The 23,027-nt window shown below is 70.1% G+C and carries 23 protein-coding genes; 12 read left to right on the top strand and 11 right to left on the bottom strand.

Annotated features, from left to right (window positions below):
- Positions 1–125 precede the first annotated feature (125 nt).
- Positions 126–728, bottom strand: coding sequence for a hypothetical protein (locus QE428_RS04470; protein WP_307463499.1), 603 nt, complete (start codon positions 726–728; stop codon positions 126–128).
- Positions 729–899: 171 nt separating this feature from the next.
- Between QE428_RS04470 and QE428_RS04465 the strand changes: the two genes are divergently transcribed.
- Entirely contained in the window at positions 900–1,205 is a 306-nt protein-coding gene (locus QE428_RS04465) for a hypothetical protein (protein ID WP_018187649.1), read from the top strand.
- 290 nt (positions 1,206–1,495) lie between these two features.
- On the opposite strand, the gene QE428_RS04460 is transcribed toward QE428_RS04465, so the two are convergent.
- Positions 1,496–2,122, bottom strand: coding sequence for a DUF1349 domain-containing protein (locus tag QE428_RS04460; RefSeq protein WP_018187647.1), 627 nt, complete (start codon positions 2,120–2,122; stop codon positions 1,496–1,498).
- Between the two features lie 721 nt (positions 2,123–2,843).
- On the opposite strand from QE428_RS04460, the gene QE428_RS04455 reads away from it, so the two are divergent.
- The 6 genes from QE428_RS04455 to QE428_RS04430 all read left to right on the top strand — a co-directional run bounded on the left by QE428_RS04455 (position 2,844) and on the right by QE428_RS04430 (position 8,730).
- Positions 2,844–3,089: a hypothetical protein gene (locus tag QE428_RS04455; protein WP_307463492.1), complete on the top strand. Its 246-nt coding sequence runs from the start codon at positions 2,844–2,846 to the stop codon at positions 3,087–3,089.
- Between the two features lie 109 nt (positions 3,090–3,198).
- Positions 3,199–3,783: a 2'-5' RNA ligase family protein gene (locus QE428_RS04450; RefSeq protein ID WP_196323010.1), complete on the top strand. Its 585-nt coding sequence runs from the start codon at positions 3,199–3,201 to the stop codon at positions 3,781–3,783.
- 247 nt (positions 3,784–4,030) lie between these two features.
- Entirely contained in the window at positions 4,031–5,062 is a 1,032-nt protein-coding gene (locus QE428_RS04445) for an alpha/beta hydrolase (RefSeq protein ID WP_307463486.1), read from the top strand.
- Between the two features lie 127 nt (positions 5,063–5,189).
- Complete coding sequence (gene pip, locus QE428_RS04440) at positions 5,190–6,140, top strand: prolyl aminopeptidase (protein WP_307463483.1); 951 nt, start codon at positions 5,190–5,192, stop codon at positions 6,138–6,140.
- A gap of 246 nt (positions 6,141–6,386) precedes the next feature.
- Positions 6,387–6,665 (top strand): HU family DNA-binding protein, encoded by a 279-nt coding sequence (locus QE428_RS04435; protein ID WP_064002669.1) that lies wholly within the window; start codon positions 6,387–6,389, stop codon positions 6,663–6,665.
- An 82-nt stretch (positions 6,666–6,747) separates the two neighbouring features.
- The gene (locus tag QE428_RS04430) at positions 6,748–8,730 is read left to right on the top strand and encodes a cytochrome c oxidase assembly protein (RefSeq protein WP_091357557.1); all 1,983 of its coding nucleotides are present in this window, start codon (positions 6,748–6,750) and stop codon (positions 8,728–8,730) included.
- A gap of 6 nt (positions 8,731–8,736) precedes the next feature.
- Here the strand turns inward: QE428_RS04430 and QE428_RS04425 are convergent, their stop codons facing one another.
- On the bottom strand, positions 8,737–9,861 hold the full coding sequence (locus QE428_RS04425) for a hypothetical protein (protein WP_091357554.1): 1,125 nt from the start codon (positions 9,859–9,861) through the stop codon (positions 8,737–8,739).
- A gap of 35 nt (positions 9,862–9,896) precedes the next feature.
- Here QE428_RS04425 and QE428_RS04420 point away from each other — a divergent pair, with 35 nt between their 5' ends.
- The 3 genes from QE428_RS04420 (at position 9,897) to QE428_RS04410 (ending at position 13,505) form a co-directional block, all read left to right on the top strand.
- Positions 9,897–11,288, top strand: coding sequence for an ATP-dependent RecD-like DNA helicase (locus QE428_RS04420; protein WP_091357550.1), 1,392 nt, complete (start codon positions 9,897–9,899; stop codon positions 11,286–11,288).
- Positions 11,289–11,379: 91 nt separating this feature from the next.
- Positions 11,380–12,633 carry a serine hydrolase gene (locus QE428_RS04415; RefSeq protein ID WP_307463473.1) on the top strand — a complete coding sequence of 418 codons (1,254 nt, stop codon included), beginning with the start codon at positions 11,380–11,382 and terminating at the stop codon, positions 12,631–12,633.
- Positions 12,630–13,505: a DMT family transporter gene (locus QE428_RS04410; RefSeq protein ID WP_307463471.1), complete on the top strand. Its 876-nt coding sequence runs from the start codon at positions 12,630–12,632 to the stop codon at positions 13,503–13,505. The genes QE428_RS04415 and QE428_RS04410 overlap by 4 nt, the downstream gene beginning before the upstream one ends.
- A 6-nt stretch (positions 13,506–13,511) precedes the next feature.
- On the opposite strand, the gene QE428_RS04405 is transcribed toward QE428_RS04410, so the two are convergent.
- From QE428_RS04405 to QE428_RS04375, 7 genes are all read right to left on the bottom strand, one after another.
- Positions 13,512–14,213: a sirohydrochlorin chelatase gene (locus QE428_RS04405; protein ID WP_307463469.1), complete on the bottom strand. Its 702-nt coding sequence runs from the start codon at positions 14,211–14,213 to the stop codon at positions 13,512–13,514.
- A complete protein-coding gene (locus QE428_RS04400) occupies positions 14,210–15,358 on the bottom strand; it encodes a uroporphyrinogen-III synthase (RefSeq protein ID WP_091357540.1) in 1,149 nt (382 codons plus the stop codon). The genes QE428_RS04405 and QE428_RS04400 overlap by 4 nt, the downstream gene beginning before the upstream one ends.
- Positions 15,355–16,590, bottom strand: a complete 1,236-nt coding sequence (gene cobA, locus QE428_RS04395) for a uroporphyrinogen-III C-methyltransferase (RefSeq protein WP_307463462.1) — start codon at positions 16,588–16,590, stop codon at positions 15,355–15,357. The genes QE428_RS04400 and cobA overlap by 4 nt, the downstream gene beginning before the upstream one ends.
- Positions 16,587–16,967 (bottom strand): nitrite reductase small subunit NirD, encoded by a 381-nt coding sequence (gene nirD, locus QE428_RS04390; RefSeq protein WP_307463460.1) that lies wholly within the window; start codon positions 16,965–16,967, stop codon positions 16,587–16,589. The genes cobA and nirD overlap by 4 nt, the downstream gene beginning before the upstream one ends.
- Positions 16,964–19,540: a nitrite reductase large subunit NirB gene (gene nirB, locus QE428_RS04385; RefSeq protein WP_307463457.1), complete on the bottom strand. Its 2,577-nt coding sequence runs from the start codon at positions 19,538–19,540 to the stop codon at positions 16,964–16,966. The genes nirD and nirB overlap by 4 nt, the downstream gene beginning before the upstream one ends.
- A gap of 77 nt (positions 19,541–19,617) precedes the next feature.
- Positions 19,618–20,490 carry a formate/nitrite transporter family protein gene (locus QE428_RS04380; protein ID WP_307463454.1) on the bottom strand — a complete coding sequence of 291 codons (873 nt, stop codon included), beginning with the start codon at positions 20,488–20,490 and terminating at the stop codon, positions 19,618–19,620.
- A gap of 143 nt (positions 20,491–20,633) precedes the next feature.
- Entirely contained in the window at positions 20,634–20,963 is a 330-nt protein-coding gene (locus QE428_RS04375) for a hypothetical protein (protein WP_091357523.1), read from the bottom strand.
- Between the two features lie 132 nt (positions 20,964–21,095).
- Between QE428_RS04375 and QE428_RS04370 the strand changes: the two genes are divergently transcribed.
- Complete coding sequence (locus tag QE428_RS04370) at positions 21,096–21,629, top strand: MarR family winged helix-turn-helix transcriptional regulator (protein WP_065572297.1); 534 nt, start codon at positions 21,096–21,098, stop codon at positions 21,627–21,629.
- 76 nt (positions 21,630–21,705) lie between these two features.
- Positions 21,706–22,065 (top strand): hypothetical protein, encoded by a 360-nt coding sequence (locus QE428_RS04365; RefSeq protein WP_091357519.1) that lies wholly within the window; start codon positions 21,706–21,708, stop codon positions 22,063–22,065.
- A 7-nt stretch (positions 22,066–22,072) separates the two neighbouring features.
- Here the strand turns inward: QE428_RS04365 and QE428_RS04360 are convergent, their stop codons facing one another.
- Complete coding sequence (locus QE428_RS04360; protein WP_307463449.1) at positions 22,073–22,951, bottom strand: aldo/keto reductase; 879 nt, start codon at positions 22,949–22,951, stop codon at positions 22,073–22,075.
- Between the last annotated feature and the right edge of the window lie 76 nt (positions 22,952–23,027).

Here is a 23,027-nt window from a genome sequence, read left to right as displayed (position 1 = left end):
ACGAGAGATGGGTCGACGTTCGCGCAGCAACTGGCCGAGAACGGATACGCTCCGGCATCCGTTCGAGACGTCGGTGGTCTGACGGTGGGCGAGTGGCGCCGGGATGACGCGCGCTGAGCGGAAGGTCAGAACGGCAGGTCGCGTGACCCCGGCGGGGCGATGAGGATGCCGGTGATCTTGCCGGAACCGTTGTAGGCGACGCGTCCAATCCACTCGCCGGCCTCATGCTGGAGGGTCACCTGCACGATCGCTCCCGTGCTCAGATGCCGGTTGGCGAGCTTGGCCAGCGGTGTGCTGCCGTCGGCCGTCCGCACCGTCGCCTCGACACACGCGTCGAGGCGACCGGATTCGCCCCGGACCTCATCCCACACGCCCATCAGCTTGCGTTTGGTCAGCGCGCGGCCGCAGGTATACGTCATGTGCGCCCGCACCGCCTCGTAGTCGCCGGCGTCCAGGTGCGCGAACACCTCGCTGGTCCGATCCGTCAGGTCTATCCCCGGTGCTGCCATCGTTTCCCCCTCGCCCTTGGCGCCGAATCGCTTGAAGGCCGCCTGTCGGCTGACCCCGAGCGCATCACCGATCTCCTGCCACGAGACGTCGTGAGAACGCGCCGTGGAAACCACCTCCTGCAAGCGCTCGCGCGAACGTCGCACCAACTCGTCGGCGTGACGGATGCCCCGAACCTCACCACCCGAATCGGGAGGGGCGCCTGCTCCGGCGGCCTCCACGAGTGAGGCGAGCTCGGCAAGCGACATGCCGCTCGTGGATGATCCCGCCATGGGGCGAGCGTGCGAGCGAAGATCGTGAGTGTCAACCAAAGGGTGACATCACGCAATGCGACGGCGTGACACACTCACGCTGGCGGGCTGGTTGGCTCGATTCGATTGAGAGGATCATCGATGGCGGATGACGCCGGTTCCGATGACGAGCGCTGGCTCACCATCAACGGGCGGCGGTGGCGGCGCACCGATCCGTCCTTGCCCGCAGACCTCGTGGCGGCGCTGACCTCCCACCTCGGGCGCGGTCGATCAGGTGTGCGCCGCGCGCAGGGCGATCCCGACGCCACGTCAGCGTCACGCCGACGAGTCGACCTCGCCAAGCACGGGCTCGGCGAGCGGGGCCCGTACTGGTGGGACGAGCCGAAGGACGAGCGCCTCCGCAGAGCGAGGCAGGCGCTCGCCGAGTTGGAGGAACTCGAGGACTGAGAAGCTCAGCCAGAAAGAGATTTCGATAGGCGGTTTCGGTGCCTGCGATCCCTCTTCTTTCGTTATCTGAACGCGCGCACTCTCGGATCAGACGGGTCCCCGTCGTGAGAACCCTTCGCGACGGGGAGGTAGTCGAAGGGTGAGTGGCCCGTCACCAGCGCCGGGACACCGATCATCGGGAGATTCTCTGCGATACCGATCGATTCGAGCTCGGTGAGTATCACTCTCACGGCGCGGATAACAACGTGGCCCCGTGCTCGTGGGTGATCAGCAGCGAGACGATCAGTAGTTCACGACTCGTCACGGAAGTCGGAGATCGTGCGTCTCTCGAGGCGCGGTTCATCGAAGACAACGTCGCAGCCTTCGCTCTGGGGCGACTGGGCCTCGAATCCAACCTCGAGCGGCTTGTGCGCGCTGGGGAGCGAGAATGCGCGGATCAGCTCCCACCGTTCGCCGTCCAAGGACGCATGGAAGGCAAAGACTGTCCCCTTCCGAGACACGCGCAGGTGCACGTGATCACCATCGACGGTGAAGGCGTTGGCGTCGTCGGACACGCGATTGTTGACGACGCTGACGATCATGCCCTGCCCGCGTGGGGAGAACTCGAAGCAGAGCTTCGCCCACGTCTCACGATCGTGGCGCAGGAAAAGTACGCCGGCATCGAATGTGCCCGCGAAGCGCACGCGGACCCGCGCGCTGAGCTGGAAGTCGCCGGCGGGAGCGTCGGTGAGAAGTGTTGCGGCGTTGTGCAGCGTCGAAGAGGTGACCTGGCCGCCGTCGTTGCCGCCTGGGTCGGTGAAGATGTCCGTGCCCGGAATGCTGGATACACGGATGCTGCCCGAGACAGGATCTACCGACCAGCGGTCGTCGGGGAACGGCCGAAATGGGGTCTCGATGGTGGGGATGTATACCGTCATGCGATCACAGTATCGAAAAACCGTGCACATGCACGGTTTACAGGGCCATGGTCACCACTGCCTGGAAAGCAGCGCCTTCCGTGGTGCGCACCCGAGCAATGCGGCAGGGCCCAGCATGAAGACTGCTGAGAGGCATGCCGGAAACACCGGGGACGGCCTACGGTGCCTCCGCGATGAGAGTCGCCCAGGCGCCGGCCAAGGTGTCGTCGTTTGACTGGATTTCGACGGAGACGGCTTCCGCTGCGGTATCGAATGTGAGCCCGGTCACCTCGCCGGGGCTCTCACAACCTTCCGCCCTCGCCACCATTCCGCTTGAAGAACCGATGGCTTTGAAGGTGACGCTGGCCTCCGCCGGGGTGCAGTCATACCGGAGCGTGTAACAGACCCCTCGATCGGCTTCGCCCTGCGACATGTTGAGGCGATATGCACTGTTTTCGCCGCCCTGCGAGCGCGCGCGCTACCTCGCCGGTCACCTTCCCGGGCACCTCCTAGTCGGGGTCGACGATCTTGCACGCCACGAACGGAGAGTCATCGACGCCCGCCTCGGTGATCGATGGGCTTGGAGAGGGCGAGCGCTCAAGACCGACTGTCGAGATGCAACCGGACATCAGTAACGCCGCCGATATGAGTACGAGGAAGCTCGGTGCGCGCCGCACCATGAAGCCTAGAGCCGGCCGGAAAGGATCGTTTTCGGCGGGTTCCGGTTGCGTAGCCTTCGAACATGAACAAGCCACTTCTGATTCAAGTCGCGGTTCTGTTCCCGTTGGTCGGAGTGGCGTCCATTCTGTTCGCGCTGGGGCGGTGGATCCCGGCCGTCGCCGCGTCAGTTGCGGTGATCGCTGCTTCGATATGGGTGAGACGAGCAGTCGTGGATATTCACGTGGATGAGGCCCTCGCCGCGCCTGAGCAGGATGTAGATACAGCCGACCAAGGCGAGCACGAGGGCGAGTCGCGGCTCGACCGATAACGATCGTTTCTGGCGCCCGGTGCTACCTATCACTGAGGACGCGCCGCAAACGCGTACCGAAGCACGTAAGAAGATCTCATGCCGCAGGGACTCTGGGTATCGTCGTCGCATGCGCCCACCGTTCATGAAGACCCCGGAGCAACTCGGATCTCTCGACGGGCAGCAGTACCTGGTGCTTCGCCCAAATTCAGAGGTGGCGGATCGCTATGCGACGGAGCAGAACGACGCGTTGGCTCTGGCTGGACTCCCGCACCCGCACACGGGGCACGTGACGCTTCGAGGTTTCTACGAGCCAACACGCCGTGGCGAGCTCACGGCGCTGGTCCGCAGTTGGGCTTCCCAGCAACAGCCGATCGAAATCATCGGCGACGCCGTCGATTCATTCCCTGAGCCGTGGCAGATCCTTATCCTTCGACTTGCTCGCACTCACTCTCTCGTCGCCGCCTACGCAACCTTGACCGACCTGTTAGATCAGACCGATTTCCACCGCCTCGGTGAGCTGCCTCTCGATGACTGGACTTTCCACATGTCCGTGGCCTACGGCAAGACACTGTCGAGTGAGGACTGGAAGGCGATCGAGTCCGCACGAGTTCAGGAGTTCAGGCATCCAGTTCGCGAGACTGTCAACGAGATAGAGCTCGTCTCGTACGCAAACGGCGAGGAGCACAGCGAGGTCATCCAACTCGGCATTTGAGGTGCGGTGCGCCCTCGCACCGATCGCCCCAACACCACCCGCCGAAAACGATCGTTTAGGGCGCACGGCCGGGCAGGACCTCGCAAGAGGCCAACACGCCGCGAATCGACCCGCCGAAAACCCCCGCCGAAACCTTCCCGCGCCGAAACTCCCCGCGAACGTTTTCGGCGGGGGCCTGTGGGCCCACCTAGACACCGTCCAACGCATCGGCGCCCGGGGCTACGCTCGAACGGTCGGAGGGAGCACCGTGCCGCTGGATCCGTTCTTCCGCGAGCGCCTGCGCACGCATCGCCGGTATCTCGCGAAGAAGGCGTGGACCGACCTGACCGCGCGGTTCCGACCGGCGCCGCCGGCAGCGCCGGCATCCGCTTCGGCGAAGAAGACGACGCCGCTCACCCCGCGCGAGCGGCACCGTCGCGCGGCGCTCAACTGGGACCGCATGGAGCTGCGCAGCGCCGGCATCCCCGGTCCCGACATGGAGACCACCGAGGTCACGGTGCCGGTCGAGGGGTACCCCGACGTCCGCATCCGCATCTACCGCCCCGCCTCCGCTTCGACTCCGGCACCTGCGTGCCTCGTGATCGGCGGCGGTGCGTTCCGCATCGGGGGCATCGACTATCCGACGGCGGATGCCTCGTGTCGCCGCCGCGCCGATCGGTCCGGGGTCGTGCTCGTCACCGTCGGGTACTCGCTCGCCCCCGAACAGCGCTATCCGACGCAGATCGAGCAGGTTCACGCCGCGTGGGTGTGGCTGCACGCGCACGCGCAGGAGCTCGGGATCGACCCGGACCGGATCGGCCTGAACGGTGCCTCGGCCGGCGGATGCCTCGCGGCATCCCTCACCCTCCTCAACCGCGACCGCGGCACACCCCAGGCGACGCTGCAGATCCTCGAGGTTCCGGTCACCGACCTCACCGGCCGGTGGATCGACCTGCGCGCGACGTACGCCTTGGGCGTGCCCGCGTTCATCGCGCTGCGCGAGCTGCGCTCGGTCGCGAGCACCTACCTCGGCGACCGGTCGCGGGCGCGCGAGCAGTACGCGTCGCCGATGCGGGCCGCCTCGCACGCGGGGCTTCCGCCCGCCGTCGTGCTCACGGCGGAGTACGACCCGCTCCGCCGCGACGGCGCCACCTACGCGGCGAAGCTGCGGGACGCCGGCGTCGACGCGAGCGCGACCCGCTACCTCGGCGTGACGCACGACACCCCTCTCTATGTGGGCGCGCTCCCGGCCGCACGCCGCTGGGAGGACGACGTCGTCGCCGCGCTCCGCCGGATCTGAGGCGGATGCCGCGGCAACAACCGCGGAGATTCATCCCCCGTCCGGTCCGTGAGCTGAATGAACGCCCGCGTCGCGCCGGATCTCCGCGGTTGTAGCCGCCCTCCGCCGCATCTGACGCGCTGGTAGCGTGCGCGACGTGCATCCCCCGATCGAGCCCCACGCCTCCGGAATGCTGGACCGCCCGGACGGTGCCCGCCTGCACTGGGAGGTCTCGGGCTCCGACACCGGCCGCGGCGCGTTGTACCTGCACGGCGGTCCAGGCGGCGGCCTCGGCAAGGGCGGCTACCGGCGCGTGTTCGACCCCGAGCGCTACCGCATCGTCGGCTTAGACCAGCGCGGATGCGGCGCGAGCACGCCCTGGGCGATCGACGACCTCGCTCACCTCGACGACAACACAACCCCCGCGCTCATCGCCGACATCGAGGCGCTCAGAGAGCACCTCGGCATCGACCGCTGGCTCGTCTACGGCGTCTCGTGGGGATCCACCCTCGCCCTGGCGTACGCGCAGGCGCACCCCGAGCGGGTGAGCGAGATCATCCTTCTCGCCGTCACCGCCGGGGCCCGCGACGAGATCGAGTGGATCACCGACGGGGTCGGGCGTATCTTCCCCGAGGCTCGTGACCGCCTCGGCGACCTCGTGCCCGACGGTGAGCGCGTCGTCGACGCCTACGACCGCATGCTGCGCGACCCCGACCCCGCCGTCCGCACCCGGGCCGCCGATGCGTGGGACGCGTGGGAATCCGCCCACATCGCCCTCTCCCCATGGGCGGGGACCGGGCCGCTGCATGAGGATCCGCGGATGCGCGAGAACTTCGCCACCCTCGTGACGCACTACTGGGCGCAGGACTGCTTCCTCGACGTGCCGATCCTCGACCGGATGGACCGGCTGACCGGCATCCCGGGCGTCCTCGTCCACGGCCGGCGCGACGTCAGCGGACCGGCGCTCACGCCGTGGCTGCTGCACAGGGCGTGGCCCGGCAGCCGGTTGCACATCCTCGAGGAGGAGGGGCACGGCGGCCCGGCCTCGGCGCAACTCGCCTGCGACGCCGCCGACGAGTTCGCCCGCGGGCGACGCTGAGCGCACATCGGTCCCGAAAAGCAACCCCCTCCGCGGAATTCCGCGGAATCCGGCCGAAACGGCCACATTCGCCTCAAAAGTCACATCCGACACGCGACACGCCGACCAATTGGGCCGCAGATGACTCAAAATCCGCGGAATTCCGCGGTCCGTGGGTATATTCGGGACCGGTCGCAACGACCAGCCGGCGGTCACCCCGTCGGTCCGAGTAACTGAAGACGGCGATCCGCCGTCTGGAGGAGCACCATGGCCATCACCAAGACCGAACTCGTCGCCAGCATCGCCAGCGCCACCGGCGAGAGCCAGGCCACCGTCTCGCGCGTCGTCGACGGCCTGTTCTCGTCCGTCTCCGAGGCTGTCGCCAAGGGCGAGAAGGTCTCGATCCCGGGCTGGATCGCGTTCGAGCAGGTCGAGACGTCCGCTCGCACCGGCCGCAACCCGCAGACGGGTGCCGAGATCAACATCCCCGCCGGCAAGCGCGTCAAGGTCAGCGCCGGCTCGAAGCTGAAGGCTGCCGTCAAGTAAGACGCTGCAGTCGTACGAAGGGGGATGCCGAGAGGCATCCCCCTTCGGCGTTCCCCCACCTGCCCGCGCGTAGGCTTGCAGGGTGAATCCGCGCGCTCTCCGCTTCGCCGGGCCGGCGATCCTCGCGGGCGCGGGTCTCGTCGCGCTCCTGCTGGGGCTGGCCTACGGTGGCGGCGCTGCGCCCCTCGTGATCGGCGACCCCGGCCCGGTCGTCCGCTGGCTGCTCCCGGTCGCCGAGCTGACGGTCAACCTGTCGGCGGCGCTCCTCGTCGGGTCGCTCGTCCTGGCGCTCTTCTCGCTGGTCGCGGGGTCGAAGGAGTTCGACTTCGCCCTGGATGCCGCTTCTGCCGGCGCGGCGATCCTCACCGTCGCCAGCGCTCTCACCGGCTATCTGACGTTCCTGAAGGTCCTCGGCGCCACCCCGAGCGCCGACGCGGCGTTCGGCGAGCAGCTCGGCCGCTTCCTCGTCGACACCGACCCGGGGCGGGCCTGGCTGATGACGACGGTCGCCGGCGCGGTGCTCACCGTCCTGGCGTTCGCCGTGCGCGGCTGGCTGGCGACGCTGCTCGTGGCCCTCCTCGCGATCGCGTCCATGGTGCCGATGGCGACGGCCGGCCACACCGGCAGCGAAGCGAACCACAACATCGCGGTGACCTCGCTCGCACTGCACATCATCGCCGCCGCGGCCTGGCTCGGCGGTCTGATGATGCTCCTGCTCCTGCGTCCGCTCTTCTCGAGCGACCGCCTCGCCACGGTCCTGCAGCGATACTCGAGCATCGCCCTCGCCGCCTTCGTCGTCGTGACCCTGTCGGGCATCGCGCGGGCGACCGTCGGCATCCTGTCGTTCCAGAACCTCTTCTCGGCGTACGGCGCCCTCTTGATGGTGAAGGTCGTCGCCCTCCTGGCGATGGGGGTGCTGGGGGCGTTCTACCGCCGCCGGTTGATCGCCGGCATCCGCGATACGGCCATCGCAGCACGCTTCTGGACGCTCGTCGTCCTCGAGGTCGTCTTCATGGGCATCGCCTCCGGCGCCGCCGTCGCCCTCTCGCTCACGCCGCCGCCGGTCGACACCACGCTGCCGCTCGACCAGACCCCGGCCGAAGTGCTGACGGGGTCGCCCCTGCCGCCGGAGCTCACCGTCGGTCGCTTCTTCACGACGTGGGACGTCGACCTCGTCTGGGCTTTCGCCGCCGGGTTCGGTCTGTTCTTCTACCTCGCGGGTGTGCGCCGTCTCCGCCGACGGGGCGACACCTGGCCCCTGGGACGCACGGTCCTCTGGGTCGCGGGTCTGCTGCTTCTGGTCTACGTCACGTGCGGTCCGGTGAATGCCTACCAGGACTACCTCTTCAGCATGCACATGACGGCGCACATGCTGCTGTCGATGGCGATCCCGATGTGCCTCGTGTTCGGTGCGCCCGTCACGCTGGCGTCGCGGGCCATCCGCAAGCGCGACGACGGGACGCGCGGCGGTCGCGAGTGGATCCTCTGGGCGGTCCACAGCCCGTACGCCAAGGTCATCACGCATCCGCTCGTGGCCGCGGCGCTGTTCATCGTGTCGCTGTGGGCCTTCTACTACACGGACCTGTTCCGGTGGACGCTGTACGAGCACCTCGGGCATGAGTGGATGGTGGTGCACTTCCTGACAGTCGGGTACCTCTTCGTGCTGTCGCTCGCGGGCATCGACCCGGTTCCCTACCGACTGCCGCACGCCGGTCGCCTGCTGACGCTCATCGGCATCATGGCGATGCACGCCTTCTTCGGCATCGCGATCATGATGGCGTCGGGACTCTTCGTGGCGGAATGGTTCGGGTCCATGGGGCGCACCTGGGGCCTCGACCCGCTCGCGGACCAGTACACGGGCGGCGGCATCGCCTGGTCGATCGGCGAGATCCCGACCCTCATCCTGGCGATCGTCGTCGCGGTGCAGTGGAGCCGGTCCGACGAGCGACGCCAGCGCAGCACCGACCGCCACGCCGACCGGTCCGGGGATGCCGAGCTCGAGGCCTACAACGCCCGCCTCGCGGCGATCGCCGAGCGCGATGCCCGGCGGGAAGCCGCGCGCTGAGCCCGGTCAGTCGGCGGCTGAGACCGCGATCGACGCCGTCCCGTCGGGGAGGATCGTGATCTTGCCGGTGAGGAAGAACGGGACGAGCTCCTCCACGTCGTAGACGGAACCGTCGAAGATCGACCGGATCTGCACGTCGATCTTGGCGACGGCCTGGGTGCGCGTGATCGCCCAGCCGGCGCCGTCGGGTTCGAGAGTCACGACGGGGTTCTCTTCGATCTTCCACGTGGGCGGCTCGACGATCCGGTTGCGCACGTAGTAGCCGAACGGGCACCCGGTCGGCTGCAGGACCTTCTGCGTCGCGCACTGCGCCAAGAAGTCGTCCACCTCCTGCTGCACCACCCCGAGGAACTTGTCGGTCGGTTCGGCCTGGAACGACACGGGGATCTCGGCGAGAGGGGTGTCGGAGAGGACCGCGACCCCGGGACTCGACGTCGCCGCGGTGTCGACCGTGATCGAGTACAGCCCGGGTGAGAAGGCGAGCAGGGGAATCGGTTCCAGCGGGTCGGCGTCGGCGCCGTCGGGTGAGACCTGTCGCTTGTCGACCGAGAAGCCGTTCACCTCGAACTGCATCGAGCCGCGCACCTCGAGCTCGATGACGGCGAGGGGACTCTCCGCGAAGCGCCAGCGGGGGAGGAGCGCGCCGTCGTCGTCGCGTTCCACGTCGAAGGTCGTCGTGCCGGAGTGGCCGCCGACGCGGTAGGTGACGGTGACGGTGGTCGTGCCGTCGGCATCCGTCGTCTCCGAGACCGGCTCGACGTCCGTCAGACGGGTGAGGGCGCTGCCGCGCAGGAGTGCGCCGCTCGCGTCTGCGGGGAGCTTCGCGGCGGCGAGCTGGCTCGACGACGCGGAGACGCCCGGGAGCAGGAGAGCATCGGTCGCGCGACCGTCGGCGAGCAGGTGCAGGTAGTCGAGGACGAACGCAGTGGGGCTGTAGAGCTGCCGGTAGAGCACGGCGCCGGTCGCGCCGATGGCGCCGATCAGAAGGATGCCGATGACTCCGAGTGCGGTCAGATCGACCGCGAGCCGGCGACGTCGGCGCGGGCCGGCGACCGTCTCGGTCCGTGTGGGGGCAGCGGGGACGTCGGACTCGGCGGCATCCGCCGTCACATCGCCCCCATCGTGTTCCACGTGCTCAGTCTAGGAAAGGCCGGCTGGTAGCTAGCATGGTTCCGGTGAGCCTGCCGCCCCTGTCTCCCGAACAGGACGCGCTCTTCCGTCTCATCGAGGACACCCGCGAGCACGTGTTCGTGACCGGTCGCGCCGGAACCGGCAAGTCGACGCTCCTCCAGCACCTGTCGTGGAACACGACCAAGCAGATCGCCGTCTGCGCGCCGACGGGCGTGGCCGCCCTCAACGTCGAGGGACAGACCATCCATTCGCTGTTCAAGCTGCCGATCGGTCTCATCGCCGACAGCGAGATCGAGCAGACCGACGCGACCCGCAAGATCCTGAACGCCATCGACACCCTCATCATCGATGAGGTCTCGATGGTCAACGCCGATGTCATGGACGCCATCGACCGGTCGCTCCGGCAGGCGCGGCGAAAGCGCGCCGAAGCCTTCGGCGGGGTGCAGGTCGTCATGTTCGGCGACCCGTACCAGCTCTCCCCGGTCCCGCCCCGGGGTGACGAGCTGCGCTACATCCAGGACCACTACCGCTCGTTCTGGTTCTTCGACGCGCAGGTGTGGGCAGGCCCCCGAGCGGATGCCGGTGCCATCCGCTCCGACGGACTGCTCGATCTCGGGCGGGTCGGGGCTCCGCTGCACATCGCCGAGCTCCGCAGCATCCACCGGCAGTCCGACGACGCCTTCAAGGCGATGCTGAACGCCGTGCGCCACGGGATCGTGACGGCCGACATCGCAGGCGCCCTCAACGCGGCCGGCGCTCGCAAGCCGCCGGAGCCGGCGGCGGGCGAGGTGCCGATCATCACCCTCGCGACCCGCAACGACATCGTCTCTCGCATCAACCAGCGGCACCTCGACGCGCTACCCGGGCCGGCGCAGACGGCGCGCGCAGAGATCAGCGGCGACTTCGGTCGCGGCGACGCCTATCCCGCCGACCAGGAGCTGCAGCTGAAGGTGGGCGCACAGGTCATGTTCCTGCGCAACGACATCGGCGGCTTCGGCGGCGACGGCCCTCGGTGGGTGAACGGGTCGATCGGCACCGTCACGCGTATCGCCGGCGGCACCGTCCGCGTCGAGCTCGACGGCGAGGAGCACGACGTCGAGCCGACGGTGTGGGAGAAGTTCCGCTACGCCTACGACCCGGGCACCCGCAAGCTGACCCGCGAGATCGTCGCGGAGTACACGCAGTTCCCGCTGCGGCTGGCGTGGGCCGTCACGATCCACAAATCGCAGGGGAAGACCTACGACAGGGCGATCATCGACCTCGGAAACGGCGCGTTCGCCCCGGGCCAGACCTACGTCGCACTGTCGCGACTGACGTCGCTCGACGGGCTCTACCTCTCGCGTCCCCTCCGCCCCGCCGACATCCTCGTCGACCGCGACGTGCGGCGCTTCATGGCAGGGGTCCGGGCGGCACAGAACGCCGGGTGAGACCCGGCATCCGTCATCACGCGAGGCGCGACCGGACAGGCGCGACGGGTGTGTTGTAATCGTTGAGACGAATCCCGGGGGTGATCTGCGCGTGGCAGGACGTGTGTCGAGGCGAGTGGTCGCTGCAGTGACGGCGCTCGGCCTCGCGATCGGTCTCGGCGCGTGCGCTCCTCAGCCGGAGCGCATCGACATCGGGGTCGACCAGGTCGACGGCGCCCTGCCCGCCGATCTCACGGAGCAGATGCAGTCGCTCACCGAGACGGCGATGACCTCGATCGGCGCCAGCGGCGCGATCGTCTCGGTCTCGGTGCCGTGGTCGGGTGAATGGGTCGCGGGCCTCGGCACGTCAGGCCCCGGCGGGCCCGAGGTCGACCCGTCCATGACCTTCAAGAGCGCCAACGTCACGCGCGCCATGACCTGCGATCTGCTGTACGCCCTCGTGGAGAAGGGGACCGTCGGCCTCGACGACACCGTCGGCGACTGGCTCGATTCCTACCCCGGGCAGGCGGGGATCACCCTGGGTGACCTGTGCGACAGCACGAGCGGTCTGGCAGGCTACCTCGGCCGGGTCTTCCCCCGCGTGATCGCGGCGCCCGAGCGCGTGTGGAACCCGCGCGAGCTCGTGGCCTACGGGATCGCCCAACGCGCGACAGCTGCGCCGGGCGCGGAGTTCCGCGATTCCGACACCGGGTACGTGCTCCTCGGACTCGTGCTCGAACGTGCGGGCGGTGAGTCGCTCTCCGACCTGTACAACGAGTACGTGTTCGAGCCGCTCGGGATGTCCTCCAGCGCCTACCCCACGGGAGCGGGCGGCGGAGATCGCCTCAAGGGTGCGTACATCGCCAACGGCAAGGACCGGAAGCCGGACTGCAGCGCCCCGATCGATGTGACCGAGGTCACCTCGAGCGTCGGTGCCGCGTCGGGCGGTGTCGTGTCGACCGTGGGTGATCTGTCGACGTACGTGCGCGCTCTCGCCGTCGGCGCCCGGTCGTACGACGCGGACACCCGCTACGCCGACCCTCGTCCCGCGAACTCCGAGCAGCCGGCATGGTTCACGGCGGACGGCGGCACCTACCAGGCCGGCAGTCTCGTCGGGCAGTTCGGCTCGCTTCCGGGCTACATGGTGGCGGCGTTCGCGGACCGGACGACGGGCATGTCCGTCGTGGTCGTCCTCAACGAATCGCGTGCGTCGTCGAACGCCGTGCGCGTGCTCGCCTGGCAGCTCGCGGCGCTGGCCTCGAAGGCCCCTGCCGCGGACGGGCGCACGGCGCCCGAGATGGGCCTGCCGTGGACCGCGGAGAGCCTCGCGCCTGAGCTCGCCCGCTACGCCACCTGCGGAGGGTGACCTCACGCAGCACGTCGACGACCGCCGTCACGCTGGTCGTCGTGGGGTTGTGTTGCCAGGAGGTCGGCGCCTCGCTCGCGGTGCTCCTGTTCCCCGAGGTGGGACCGCTCGGCATGGTGATGCTGCGCCTCGTGTTCTCCGCGCTCATCCTCGGGCTGATCGCCCGGCCCTCATGGCGCGGCCACAGCCGCGCGTCATGGCTCGCCGTCGTCCAGCTGGGTGTGGCGCTGGCGGTCATGAACGGGTTCTTCTACCTCGCCCTCGAGCGGCTCGCGCTCGGGGTGACGGTGACGATCGAGGTGCTCGGTCCGCTCGCCCTGTCGATCATCGCGAGTCGGCGGGCTTCGGCCTGGATCTGGGCGGGGCTCGCGCTCGTGGGCGTCGTCGCGCTCGGAGGCGGGGGGTTCGACCGGCTCGATCCGCTCGGCGTGATCTTCGCCCTCGGCGCGGCCGTGAGTTGGGCGTTCTACATCCTGTCGTCGGCGAAGGTCGGCGCCGCGTTCCCTCGGCTCGACGGGTTGGCCCTCGCGATGGCGGTGGGCGCGGTCCTCTCGCTGCCGTTCGGCATCGCGGACGCGGGCAGCGCGCTTCTGCGGCTCGACCTCGTCGCCCTGGGTGCCGCCGTCGCGCTCCTGTCCTCGACCATCCCGTACGCTCTCGAACTGATCGCGCTCCGACGCCTGCCGGCGGCGGCGTTCGCGATCCTCATGGCGCTCGCTCCCGCGACGGCATCGCTGGCGGGTTTCGTGCTGCTCGGGCAGCATCTGACGGTGATCGAGCTCATCGGCATCGCGCTCGTCATCGCTGCCTCGATCGGCGCCGTCCGTGCGGCGGGGCGCCGCGCCGACGACGTCATCGAGCCGGTCGGCTGAGCCGCGTCAGGCGGCGGCCGTCGCTCGCGCGGAGGCAGCGGCGGCCAGGTAGCGCTCGACGACCACGGTCGCGACCGCGGCGTCGGGGGCCAGCGGGGCGGTCACCGCATCGGCGCCGGCGCGGGCGATGACGTCGGCGAAGAACCCCGGCGCGAGGACGTAGCTGGCCGCGACGACCCGCATCGCACCGGCATCCCGAGCCGCGGCGACGGCGTCGGCGATCCTCGTGCCGGCGCCCGCGGCGAAGCCGACCGAGACGGGGGCGTCGATCCGCTCCCGCAAGAGGTCCGCCATCTCCGCGACGTCGACGGATGCCGCGGGGTCGCTCGATCCCGCCGCGGCCAGCACCACCGCATCACCGGGGGCGAGGCCGGCATCCTGCAGTCGCTCCGCGAGCAGGTCGGCGAGGAGCGGATGCGGTCCGAGGGCGACGGTCGCGACGGCGCGGGAACCGGCATCCGTCACCGCCCGTGCGATGTCGACCTTCGTGTGGAACCCGGTCGACAGCAGGAGGGGCACGACCACGGCCGGGCGGGGGGAGGTGGCCTGTACGACGTCGTCGATCTCGGGCTGCTGGACGTCGACGAACGCCTCCGCCACGGCGACGTGGGGCAGCAGCAGGCGCACCTGCTCGACGACGGCCGAGATGGCGGCGCGGCCCTCGAGCGAGCTGGTCCCGTGCGAGCAGGCGATGAGGACAGGGGTCACGGTGTCTCTCCCGGGGTGAGGACGTCGAGGCGGTAGCCCCGTTTGACGACGGTGCGGATGAGGGTCGGGATGCCGAGGGCTTCGCGCGTGCGCGCGATCGCGACGTCGACCGCATGGGTGCTGTCGCCGGCGCCCGAGCGGGGCAGGGCTTCGGCGAGTTCGGCTCGGCTGACGACACCGCCCCCGGCGGCGAAGAGCAGGGCGAGGATAGCGGCGGACGTGGGCGACAGGGGCAGGAGTGCCCCATCCAGGACGGCGGCGCCGCTGCGGAGCTCCAGGCGCCCGGCTGCCGTCTCGAGGGCGGGGGCGCCGCCGCCGCCGAAGTGCGTGACGACGGCTCGCACGAGGGATCCGAGCCGGCCCCGCTCGGCGACGAGCGGTGCCGCTCCGGCCTCGACGAGCGGACCTGCCGTGATCGGGCCGACGGCGGCGAGGAGGAGCGTGCCGTCGACCGACCGGCGCACGATCGCGTCGAGGGCGCCCTCCCGTCGCGCCGTCGCGAGCCACTCGGCGGCGCCGGGCGCGGAGGTGAAGAGGACGGCGTCGACATCGCCCTGTGCCGTCTGGGCCACCGAGCGTGCGACGGCGGCGGAATCGGGAGGAGGTCCCCAGCGGTAGACGGTGAGGCTCACGACATCGGCACCCGCGGCCGAGAACAGCTCGTCGAGCCCGTCCGCGCCCGACCCGTGGTGCTGGACCGCGACGCGACGGCCGGCGACGCCCTCGGCCAGCAGGAACGCGCCGAGCTCCTCGGAGGTCTCGGACTCGGCGACCCAGTCGGCGGTCAGGCCGGCCTGCTGGATCGCTCCGCGCGCCTTCGGCCCGCGCGCCACGATCTGCGCGCCCGCGAGCGCCGCGTGGAGCGCACCCTGCAGTCCCGCTTCGTCGGCGGCTTCCATCCACCCGCGGAAACCGACTCCCGTGGTGGCGACCACGATGTCGGGCGGATCGTCGATCAGCGCACGCGTCGCTCCGATGAGCGCGTCGTCGTCGATGTGCGACTCGATCGTCAGGGCGGGGGCGTGGCGCACCGTCGCCCCGTGCCGCTCCAGCGCCGAGGCGAGCTCGGCGGAGCGACGATCGACGGCGATGACGATCGTGCAGCCGCCGAGCGCGGCGGAGAGGGCGGGGCGGGCGATGGTCACCGGGGCGGATCCCCCGTTCCCGCGGCCACGGGCTCCGGCAGCAGCAGGCCGGCGGCGGCGACGTCGCCCACCACGATGACGGCGGGATTGCTCACCCCTGCGGCCGCGGCATCCGTCACCGCGTCGGCGAGGGTCGTGCGGGTGGTCCGCTGCGTGGGCGTGTGGCCGCGCTCGACGATCGCGACGGGGCGACCCTCGGGGGCGCCGGCCGCGAGCGCGGCGGCGACGAGCTTAGGGAGCGCGGCGACCCCCATGAGCACCACGGTCGTGATCGTCGCGTCGGCGAGGGCGGCTCGGGTGGCGGGTGTGACGGGTCCCTGTCCGATCGTGACGTGCAGGCCGGCGGCGGTGCCGCGGTGGGTGACCGGGATGCCGGCGGCCTGGGGAACCGAGACGACACTCGTCAGCCCCGGCACGACCTCGACGGGCACGCCTGCGGCCAGGCACGCGGTGACCTCTTCGCCACCGCGTCCGAAGACGAACGGATCGCCGCCCTTCAGACGCACGACGCGCTTGCCTGCCTTCGCGTGGGCGACGAGGAGAGCGTTGATCTCCTCCTGCGGCACCGGGTGGTTGCCGGGGGCCTTGCCGACGTCGATCACCTCGACGTCGGGGTCGAGCTCGCTCAGCACGTCCGTCGGGCCGAGACGATCGGCGACGACGACGTCGGCCTCGGCGAGCAGCCGGCGACCGCGGACGGTCATGAGGTCGGCGGGGCCGGGACCACCGCCGACGAGGTCCACCCGCCCGGCGGCCTTCCGCCGGCGACGGAGGGGGAGCGTCCCCTCGCGGAGGGCTGACCCGATCGCGTCGCGCAGCCGGGCGGACCGGCGCGGGTCGACGCCGGCGTCGGAGGCCACTCCGACGATGACGTCCCCCGATCGCGTCTCGGCGGTGAGTCTCGCCGTGCCGTGGGCGCCGTCCGAGGCGTTCACGCAGAACACGCGGGCCGACTCGCACCAGGCCGCGACGGTCGCGTCGACGGATGCCTGGGCCGTCGCCGCGTGCACGAACCAGGCATCCGCCACATCGGCCTCGCGGGCCGGGCGGGCGGTCCACGTGACCCGTCCCGCGTCGACGAGCTCGCGCATCGCGTCACCGAGCGCGGGCGCGACGACGGTCACGAGCGCGCCCTCGTCGAGGAAGCGTCCCACCCGCCGGCCGGCGACGGTCCCCCCGCCGACGAAGACGACGCGTCGACCGGTAAGGGACAGCCCGATCATGGCGGTCATCGCTGCTCCTCCCGGAGGTAGACGATCCCGTCGGCGACGGCAGCGGGCCAGACGCGCAGGGCCAGCGGCTCCTTGCCGTTCGTCTCGAGGCACACCCCGGTGCGCAGGTCGAAGACCTGCTTGTACATGGGCGATGCGACCGTCGGCACGTCGCCGCGGGTGCCGACGATGCCGCGGGAGATGACGTGGGCTCCGCTGTACGGGTCGAGGTTCTGCACCGCGTGGACGCGTCCGGCGTGGGTGAGGAACAGTGCGACCTGCGTGCCGCCGAGGAGGGCGGCACGGCCGCGCTCGGTCTCGAGGTCGGTCACCGCGCACACCGCCGTCCAGCCGGCGGGCGGGGCCGCGGCATCCGTCTCATGCGTCACCATCGTCATCGCCGCACCTCCAGCGTCGTGCCGGCGATGAGCACGCCGGCGTCACGGTCCTCGGCGGTCGCCGGGCGGGCCTGCCCGCGCTCCGCTGTGTAGGCGAGGGAGGGGTCGGGCGTCGTGGGGGCGTTGACGAACGAGGCGAACCGGCGGAGCTTCTCGGGGTCGTCGAGGGTCGCCTTCCACTCGTCCTCGTAGTTCTCGACGTGGCGCGCCATCGCGGCATCCAGGTCGGTGCAGATTCCGAGCGAGTCGTCGAAGATCACGCGGCGCAGCTCGTCGATGCCGCCCTCGAGGTCTTCGAACCACGGGGCCGTGCGCTGCAGCCGGTCGGCGGTGAAGACGTAGTACATGAGGAAGCGGTCGATCGCCTGCAGGAGCCCTGCGTCGTCGAGACCCTCGGCGAGGAGCACCGCGTGGCGCGGCGTGAAGCCGCCGTTGCCGCCGACGTACATGTTCCAGCCGGCCTCGGTCGCGATGACGCCGACGTCCTTGCCGCGGGCCTCGGCGCACTCGCGGGCGCACCCCGAGACGCCGAGCTTGATCTTGTGCGGCGATCGCAGGCCCCGGTAGCGGAGCTCCAGCTGCACGGCCATGCCGACCGCGTCCTGCACGCCGTAGCGGCACCAGGTCGAGCCGACGCACGACTTCACGGTGCGCAGGGATTTGCCGTACGCGTGGCCCGACTCGAAGCCCGCGTCGACGAGGCGCTTCCAGATCTCGGGCAGCTGCTCGAGGCGGGCGCCGAACATGTCGATGCGCTGGCCGCCGGTGATCTTCGTGTACAGCCCGAAGTCCTGCGCCACCTGCCCGATCACGACGAGGCCTTCGGGAGTGATCTCGCCGCCGGCGATGCGGGGGACGACCGAGTAGCTGCCGTCCTTCTGCATGTTCGCCATGACGTGGTCGTTCGTGTCCTGCAGCGTCGCGTTCTCGCCGTCGAGCACGTGGCGGCCGGTGAGGGTCGACAGGATGCTGGCGAGCACCGGCTTGCAGATGTCGCAGCCGCGTCCGGTGCCGAAGCGGTCGATGACCGCGCTGAAGGTCGACAGCCCCGAGACGCGCACGGCGTCGAAGAGCTGCCGGCGCGACATCGCGAAGTGCTCGCAGAGCGACGTGCTGAGGGCGGCGCCCGTCTTCGCGAGCTCGCTGCCGAGGAGCTTCGTGATCATGCCGACGCACGATCCGCAGGCGGCTCCCGCCTTCGTGCAGGCCTTGATGCCCTTCACGTCGGTGCAGCCCTCGTCGTTGACGGCCGAGCGGATGCCGCCGGCCGTGACGCCGTTGCAGGAGCACACGAGCGCCTCGTCCGGCAGCTCGCCGGTCGGGGCGGCGACGCCGTCCTGCGGCATGAGGTACGCGACCGGGTCGCCGCCCAGCGCGCCGCCGACGAGAGGGCGGAGCGAGCCGTAGGCCGAGGCGTCGCCGACGAGGATGCCGCCGAGCAGGGTCTTCGCGTCGTCAGAGACGACGAGCTTCTTGTAGACGCCGGCGACGGGGTCGGCGTAGACGACGTCGAGCGCGCCGGGCGTCTCGGCGAACGCGTCGCCGAAGCTCGCGACGTCGACGCCCGAGAGCTTGAGCTTGGTCGACACGTCGAAGCCCGCGAAGGATGCCTCGAGTCCGAGCAGCCGCGCGGCGGCGACCTCCGCCATCGCGTAGCCGGGGGCGACGAGACCGACGCACTGCCCGCCGAAGCTCGCGACCTCGCCGATCGCGAGGATGCGCGGGTCGGAGGTGTCGCAGGCGGCGTCGATGACGACCCCGCCGCGCGGGTCGACGGTCAGGCCCGCCGTCCGCGCGAGCTCGTCGCGAGGACGGACACCCACGGTGAAGACGACCACGTCGGTGCGCTCCCACGTGCCGTCGCGGAACTCGAGCCCCACGACCTGGCCGGTGCGGTCGGCGTCGAGTCGCGTCGTGAGTGCGGAGGTCCGCACGCCGATCCCACGCTGCTCGATGAGACGCCGCAGGGCGTCGCCGGCGGGCAGGTCGAGCTGCGCCGACATGAGCCGGTCCGAGGACTGCACGACGGTGCAGTCGACGTCGAGTCCCTGCAGGGCGCCGGCCGCCTCGAGGCCGAGGAGCCCGCCGCCGATGACGGTCCCGGTGAGCCGGCGTCCGAGCTCGGCCGACCGGCGCTCGACGAAGCGCTCCAGTGCCTCGACGTCGTCGAGGGTGCGGTAGACGAAGCATCCGTCGTGGTCGTAGCCGTCCACGGCGAGCCGGGCGGCGTACGAGCCGGTCGCGAGGACGAGCCGGTCGTAGCCGATGCGCTCGCCGCGGTCGGTGACGACCTCGGCCTGGCTGCGATCGATTCGCGTGACCGTCGTGCCGCGGAGGAAGCGCACGCGCTCGTCCGCCAGGGGAGCCGCGTCGAGCTCGAGGTCTTCGGCGGACGCACCGGCGAAGAAGGAGGTGAGGCCGACCCGGTCGTAGGGGTGCCGCCCCTCCTCGCCGATCACGGTAACCCGCCACGCGTCGTCGGTGCGGCTGAGCAGGCTCTCGACGAACCGGTGGGCGACCATCCCGGCACCCACCACGACAACGTGGGGCGGGGTGGGGCCGGTGGAGCTCATGTCGTGACCGTATGCGGGCGACGTTGCAGTCGGGGTCCCGTCGTGTTGCGGGCTCTTTACGAGGCGGGCCACGGTGATCACCGAGCGGCGACGGGAGCGTCCGCCGCGGCGGCGCGGGCGGCGGTCTCACGGCGCGAGGCCCGCACGCGACGCGGAGCCGAGGGGCGGCCGTACGTGAAGTACAGCGGGAGTCCCACGAAGAGCAGGCCGCCGACGAGGTTGCCGAGCACCGTCGGGATCTCGTTCCAGATCAGGTAGTCGCCGATCGTGAAGTCCCCGCCGAGGAGCAGGCCCGAGGGGAACAGGAACATGTTGACGATCGAGTGCTCGAAGCCCATGAAGAAGAAGAGCATGATCGGCATCCACATCGCGACGATCTTGCCGATGACGTCCTTCGAGACCATCGCGAGGACGACCCCGGTGGCGACCATCGCGTTGCAGAGGACGGCGCGGATGAAGAGCGTCAGCATGCCGTTCGCCCCGTGCTCGGCGTAGCCGACGGTGCGGCCTTCGCCGATGTGCCCGATCGCCTGTCCGACCTCGTTCGGCGGGGTGGAGAACCCGTTGGTGAAGACGATCGCCATGAGCACCGCGATCGCGAACGCGCCGATGAAGTTGCCGAGGAACACGAGTCCCCAGTTGCGGAGGATGCCGCCGAGGGTGACGCCCGGGCGCTTGTCGAGCCACGCCAGCGGGGCCAGCACGAAGACGCCCGTCAGCAGGTCGTAGCCCAGCAGGTAGAGCATGACGAAGCCGATGGGGAACAGCACGGCGCCGAGGAGCGGACTGCCGGTGGTGACGCTGATCGTGACGGCGAAGGCGGCCGCCAGAGTGAGGATCGCGCCGCCCATGATCGAGCGGATGAGGGTGTCACGGGTCGAGAGCATGACCTTCGACGCGCCGGCGTCGATCACGGTCTGGACGAGTTCGGTGGGCTTGACGTACGTCATCGCAGTGCCTTTCAGTCGTGGAGCCGGGTGTGAGGCTCGACGCTAAAGGGCGGGTGTTTCCCCCGACCGCACGGGGATCGACCGCTTTGGTTACCTCTTCCTCTCAACCGAAGAGGTCGCGATGTGAGAACGGATGCCGGGGGTCACTCCTCGTGCCCGACGGAGCGGGCTTCGAGGTAGGAGCACAACTCTGCGGCGACGGCGAGCTCGGCGGCCATGCCGTGGAGCTGGTGGCTGTTGAGGATCGTCGTGTCGGGCTGCGGTTCGAACGTCACGCGCCACGAGGCCTCGCCGATCTGCACGGGCTCCATGGAGATCGCAACGGTCGCATTCTCGAGGGGGACGATGACGAGCCCCGTGTCGGATCCGTCGGATCCGTCCTGGACGATCACCTTGATGCGGTCGCCCGCGCCCCGGGCGTCGTGGAACTCGGACACCCACGTCTCGAGGGTTTCTTTACTGCGGAACGGCATCGGGACTCCTCCCCCGGGTCGCGAGGAGGGTAGCGGATCGGCGGACACGTGGCCACAGGCATCCCTGCACCCTCTCTCATCACCTATTCTCGACGAGATCGCCGTGAACGGCGTCATTACCGGGGAGTGAATGTGGCGGACGTCGACGCGCAGACCAGCGAGGAGCCGCCAGCGACGGCCGGGTACTGGTACGACGAGTCGCCCGGCCAGCGCGAACGTGCCCGCCGCGTCCTCGAGGCCCTCCGCACGTACCGTGCTGCCGAGTCCGCGATGCGTCGGCGTACGCGGGACTCGATGTCCATGGGTGAGAACGAGCTGCTCGCCCTGCGCTACCTGCTCCGCCAGCCCGGCCACTCCGCTCGTCCCGCCGAGCTCGTGAAGTACCTCGGGGTGACGTCGGCCTCGATCACGACGATGCTCGACCGGCTCGAGAAGACCGGCCGGATCGAACGGCTGGCGAATCCGGCGGATCGGCGAAGCATCTTCGTGAAGGCGACGACGCACGCGAACGAGGAAGTGCGCGAGACCCTCGGCCGCATGCACGGGCTCATGTACGACGTCGCTGTCGGGATGAGTCCTGAGGCGCAGGAACATGTCGTCGACTTCCTGCGTCGGATGTCGGATGCCGTCGACGGCGTCGACCCCGTCGTCGTCGAGGAGCCCTGACGCACTCGCCGTACCTGGCTCGGGCGCCGAAAGCAACTGGTCGGTCGAAACCGGGCTCGCCACCCATAGTGGTCACATGAGATGCATCACCTACGCCGGCGAGACCGTGGTCACGACCGATGACGTGGCGGAGGCTCTCGTCACCCTGACCGCCGCCGTCGCCGAGGTGGGACGCGCCGACGCGGTCACGATCCCCATCGTCTTCGAGAAGAACGGCGAGATCGGCGAGGCATCCCTCGTCATCGGCGTCGGCAACGACGTCCTGTCGGTCGCGACCGACTGGGAGCGTGAGGAGCCGGACTTCTCCTTCGCCGCCGCGCAGCTGCGGCGCCACCCGCATTACCCGCGTGGCGATTCCGGCTCCGCCGAACCCGTGTACGACGAGGGCCCGGAAGCGTACTGGGACCCCGACCTCGACGGGTTCGGTCGCAACTGACCGGAGGTCAGTCCTCGACGCCCGCGGGTGGAGCGCCCAGAGCTTCGACCGCGTCGTAGAACTCCGCGGGGATCTCGGCCTCGATCAGCGGCGCGAGAGCGTCGAGGCGGGCCGTCGAGGTGATCCCCACGACCGTCGCGTCGACCAGCGGGCTGCGCATCGAGAAGTGCAGGGCGGCCGCGGCGAGGTCGACGCCGTGCTCGCGGGCGAGATCCCGGACGCGGCCGAGGTGCGCGGCGAAATCGTCGGGCATCGGTCGGTACCCGAATGTGTCGTCGCCGTTCGCGAGCGTCCCGCCGCCGAACGGCGCGGCGTTGAGGACGGTCATGCCGTGCTCGCGCGCGGCGCGGAAGACGGGCTCGGCCGTCCGGCTGACGAGCGTGTACCGGTTGTGCGAGAGGACGACGTCGAAGACGCCGGTGTCGACGTATTCGCGCACCTGCGACAGCGTGCCCGAGGCTATGCCGATCGCCCCGATGACGCCCTGCTCCCTGAGTGCGAGCAGAGCGGGCACGGCCCCGCCGGGTGCCATGGCCTCCGCGAAGGAGATCGTGTACGGGTCGTGCAGCTGGTAGAGCGGCAGCCGGTCGAGTCCGAGGCGCGTCAGCGACTCGTCGAGCGATCGCTTGACGCGCTCGCCGTCGAAGGCGCCGGATGCCGGGTCGCTGTCGGCCTTCGAGTACACGGCGGTGTGCGACGGAAGACCGCCCGCGCGTCGGATCGCATCGCCGAGCAGCTGCTCGCTCTTTCCGCCCGTGTAGTTGTTGCTCGTGTCGACGTAGCCGAGAGAGGAGCGGATGAGCGCATCCGCCAACGCCTCCGGGTCGGGGCGATCGCCGAGGCGGGACGCGCCCAGGATGACGGGGGTGGGCGAGAGTGTCGACATGAGAGCCTCCGGGCTTCTGTGCGCGGTCCACTCCGACGATACTCATCAGCGAGCGCGCGTAGCGTTTCGCGTGGGG

Origin of the sequence: Microbacterium sp. SORGH_AS_0505 (assembly GCF_030818715.1) — a bacterium.
Classification (GTDB): domain Bacteria; phylum Actinomycetota; class Actinomycetes; order Actinomycetales; family Microbacteriaceae; genus Microbacterium.
Note: the sequence above shows the minus strand (reverse complement) of the source record. Positions and strands in the feature narration are given on the sequence as shown.